Origin of the sequence: Desulfosarcina sp., from assembly GCF_046496365.1 — a bacterium.
Classification (GTDB): Bacteria; Desulfobacterota; Desulfobacteria; order Desulfobacterales; family Desulfosarcinaceae; genus Desulfosarcina.
This window is the reverse complement of sequence record NZ_JAWOHB010000020.1, coordinates 1-4059: the sequence shown is the minus strand read 5'-3', so window position 1 is coordinate 4059 and position 4059 is coordinate 1. Positions and strand designations below refer to the sequence as shown.

At 55.7% G+C, this 4059-nt stretch carries 2 protein-coding genes; both read right to left on the bottom strand.

The features are described from left to right. Positions 1–294 precede the first annotated feature (294 nt). A complete protein-coding gene (locus R6V78_RS01230) occupies positions 295–3036 on the bottom strand; it encodes a UPF0182 family protein (RefSeq protein ID WP_410287499.1) in 2742 nt (913 codons plus the stop codon). Positions 3037–3220: 184 nt separating this feature from the next. Further along, on the bottom strand, positions 3221–3919 hold the full coding sequence (locus R6V78_RS01225; RefSeq protein WP_410287498.1) for a class I SAM-dependent methyltransferase: 699 nt from the start codon (positions 3917–3919) through the stop codon (positions 3221–3223). Positions 3920–4059 lie beyond the last annotated feature (140 nt).

Here is a 4059-nt window from a genome sequence, read left to right as displayed (position 1 = left end):
AGCCTTGAAAAACTTTAAAAAAGACAAGCAAATGGGGAATAACGGCAACTGGGATTTAAAAACCCAAAAGATGTTGTTTGAAAATTCAGGGTTATAAACACCCCTGGCATTGGCGGGTCCTTCGGTATATATTTGTAGTTGCAACGACAGCCGGTTCAAATAGAGGGATGAAATACCGGCTGTCGGCTATGTGCTTTTATAATCATGAGGGGTACCCGCTTGGCCAGGTCTGCCTTCCCCAATGACCGCAGCGCCTCCACTGGCGGGCAATAGCAGCGACGTGCCGATCCCCGCTTATTTTTCCGCCTCCTGGGGCTGTTGCCTGAGTTGATTGATCAATTCCTGCAGCCTGCCGGTCGCTTCCTGCAGGATGCGGTGAATCTCCTCAATGCCCTGAACAATCAGACCGGAGGGGGTCGATGCCGCCGCTTTCTCCTCGGCAGATGGGTCGGCCTCCACTCCCGGCGGCCGGCCTGTCAGGTCGTTGATGGCGCTGTCCAGGGTCTGCTGCATTACCACCCGATGGGAATCGGCCAGGATAATGCGCCGCAATTCCGGGAAATCAAGGGCTTCTGGCTTGAGAAACACCGGTTCGGCATACAGAACGGCATCGCCGATGGGAACAACCAGCAGAATCCCCCGGAATACTTCGGAGCCCACCTGACCCCACAGAGTGAACTGCTCCGAAATAACCGCGTCATTGTCAATGCGCGCTTCCACCTGGTTGGGGCCGTCCACATGCCGGCCCGAGGGGAAACGGAACAACTCCATTTTGCCGTAGTGTTCTCCGTCGCTGCGGGCTGCAATCCAGCCGACCAGATTGTGGCGGTCGGATGGGGTGAACGGCTGAATGAGCAGAAACTCCTCCTTCTCTTCGCCGGGCAGACGGGCCACGATATAGTAAGGCTTCAGCGCCTGGGTCTGGCCGAAGGAGCTCTGAACAGGTATGGACCACTGATCTTCCTTGTTGTAGAAGACGACGTGATCCTCCATGTGATACTGCAGCAGCATTTGAGACTGGATGGTAAACAGATCCAGGGGATAGCGAAGGTGCTCTTTCAGATAGCCGGGCATCTCTTCCAGGGGTTTGAACAGCCCGGGGAAGATGGCCTGATAGGTCATGATCATTGGATCAGATGGATCCGCAACATAATAGTCGATGGTGCCATGGTAAGCATCTACGACCGCCTTGACGCTGTTTCTGATGTAGTTGAAGCTGTCCATGTAAGGCGTGGCATACGGATAGCGGCGGGTAAAGGTGTAGGCGTCCTGAATCCAGAAAAGACGCCCATCGGCCACAACCGCATAGGCCTCCTGGTCGCGCATCAGAAAGGGTGTCACGGTGGCAAAGCGCTCGGGCACGGTGCGGCGGTATTGAATGCGGCTGTCGGATGCAATTTCGCCGGAAATCAGAATATTTACATCCATGAATTTAATGCTGTAAATTAATCTGCGGAAAAAGCTGCTCAGTTGAACACCGCCTTTGCCTTCATAGCGCACATAAGCCGGACCATCGGGCCCGGGGTAGTTGAACTCCTGCATGCCGCTGCGCACGATGAGGAAATCGAGACTTTTTAAACCGTAATAAATATCAGGGCGCGTCAGGGGGATGGCACCCGCCGGCGGCACATCCTTGATAAAAAAGCCGGGTCGTCCGCCACGATCCACCTCGGTTACCGGTGTCATCGCCACGCCGTACCCATGGGTAAACTGCAGATGGCGGTTGACCCAGCGCTGGGCTTCGGCGGGCAGCTTTTCCGCAGAGAGCTCCCGGGTTGCCAGCATTACCTGGCGCAGCTGGCCGTCGACGCGGTAGCGGTCGGTGTGAACGGCCATAAAGTCGTAGTACAGCCTGAAGAACTGAATCTGGTTATAGCTTTGAAGCAGAGGCCCCTCATCCCACAGGCGGATGTTCTGAATGGTGCCCTGGTTATCGGCCACGGCCTGCTCATCAACTTTTCCCTGTGCGGGATGGCTGCGTGACTGGATGTCCGTCAGCCCGTAGGCATTGCGCGTAAAGGCGATGTTGTTGGCCAGATAGTCTGTTTCTCGGGCCAATTCACTGGGTTCCACATGCAGCCGTTGCACCAGGGCCGGCAGAACACTGCCGAACACCAGGGTCAGACCCACCCAGGCTATGACGGCGTAGACATCGATGCGGGGATTTTTGAAACGCCGGCTGAAAAAGAGCATCCCCGAGCAGGCCAGGGCCACAAAGGTCAGAAAAAATCGTGCGGGCATGGTGACGTAATGGTCGGTATACCCAACCCCATACACTGCGCCGGTGGGGGAATAGAGCAGGTCGTAACGTCCCAGCCAGTGCCCTGCGGCAATCAGCAGAAAAATAAAGGCGCCCATCAGGGCCAGATGTGAGCGGATGGCAGGGGAGAGGGAAAAGCGCTCTCCCCGCAGGCTGCTGGCCAGATAATAGAGCGCCGCCGCACCGATGCCGATGACCACCAACACGCTCAGCAACCAGGTACGCAGAAACGTCACTGCAGGCAGGGTAAAAATATAGAAGGAGAAGTCCCTGTTGAAAATCGGTTCGGTTTCGTTGAACGGTACGCCATTGAAAAAACGCAGAAAGAGTTCCCATTCCGCGGCCAGGCGCGTGGCCATCAGCACCGCCCCTACTGCAACGGCGGCCCAGCCAAGCCAGATCAGCAGGGTGATGGCGATCCGATAGGAGTCCGGGGGCATTTCGGAACCATCGGTAGGCAGGGTCCGGGGCGTGGTGCGAAAAACCGCCAGCAGGTTGGGAATCGCCACCGCCAGGAAAACGGCGGATCCCAATAGAAACAGCCATATTCGCGTGCTCATCACTTTCAGCAGCACGGACTGGTGCTCCAGGTTGCTGAACCACAGCCAGTCTCGATAAAAGGACATGGCCCAGCTTAACAGGTTCCAGAGCGCAAAAACGGCAAGGCCCAGACCGATCCATTTGGCCAGGCTGGAAACTTTTTTAAAATCAAGGTCTTCGGGGCGAAACTGGGGGAGTTGTCCCCTGGGAAAATCATTGTTGGAAGCATTTTGCATGGGTGCGTACCACCTTGGTTATTTGAAATTCATCGTGTTGCAGGCCTCCGAAAGAAGGAAACCGGCGCCAATTCACAGTCCATCAAGAATCTTCACGACAGTTGGAGCCGATCCTGTCGGCAAAACAGCGATCATTTTCTTTATTGCACATTTAACTCCATTGGGTCAAACACCATCGGATGAATCACGCGGCTTTTCGGCAGTAAAAATGCAGGTTGAAAGGATCGTCGGGAATTTCGAGCACAGAAACCGAAGAAAAACCGGCGGCATGAAGCATCTCCACCGCTTTTTCACGCCCCCACATCATTCCCAGTCCGGCGCCGCCGTCCACCAGCCCCACCGGCATGCAATGCATCAGGCTGACCGTGTACAGGAACGCTCCCATCGGATGCTTCGCGTTTTTCGACAAATGACTGCTGGCATCGATGTCCACCATGGAAAATCGTCCCCCCGGCTTCAGTACCGCCAAAACGTTTCGAAGCGCCGCCTGGGGATGGGGTTGATCATGCACGGCATCGAAGGCCGTGATATAGTCGAGACCTGCTGTAAACGCTGGATGGTGATCCAAACAAGCTGCATCCGCCGCAATGAATTCGATATTTTTTAGCGACAAGTTCCCAGCGGCCCTTGCCGCCTTTTCAATCGCCGCTTGCGAGATGTCGACTCCGACGAATCTGCTTTCCGGATAGGCGGCCGCCATCAGATTCGTCGCCACACCCTCGCCGCATCCTATGTCACATACGTCGATGCCGGAAGCCAGCGCCGCCGCCATTTGCCCGTCTTCAATGGACGGCAAAAACTTGGATACCAGCACCGCTTCATGTTTGGCATCGGCGAGTTGCGACATAAAGGCTTGGAATTCGGGATAATGTTCGTATCCCACCCCTTCTCCGGTGGCAAAGGCCCGGATCACCGGTGCCATTGCGGACAGCGTCAACAGCGGAATTTCCTGCGTGTAGACCCCCAGATTGGCATTGCCGGAACGACGAGCTATCAAATCTGCATGGGCCTTGGGAAGAAAAA

Coding starts and splice junctions, on each gene's coding strand:
- R6V78_RS01230 (WP_410287499.1), bottom strand. CDS start 3,036: ATGCAAAATGCTTCCAACAATGATTTTCCCAGGGGACAACTCCCCCAG.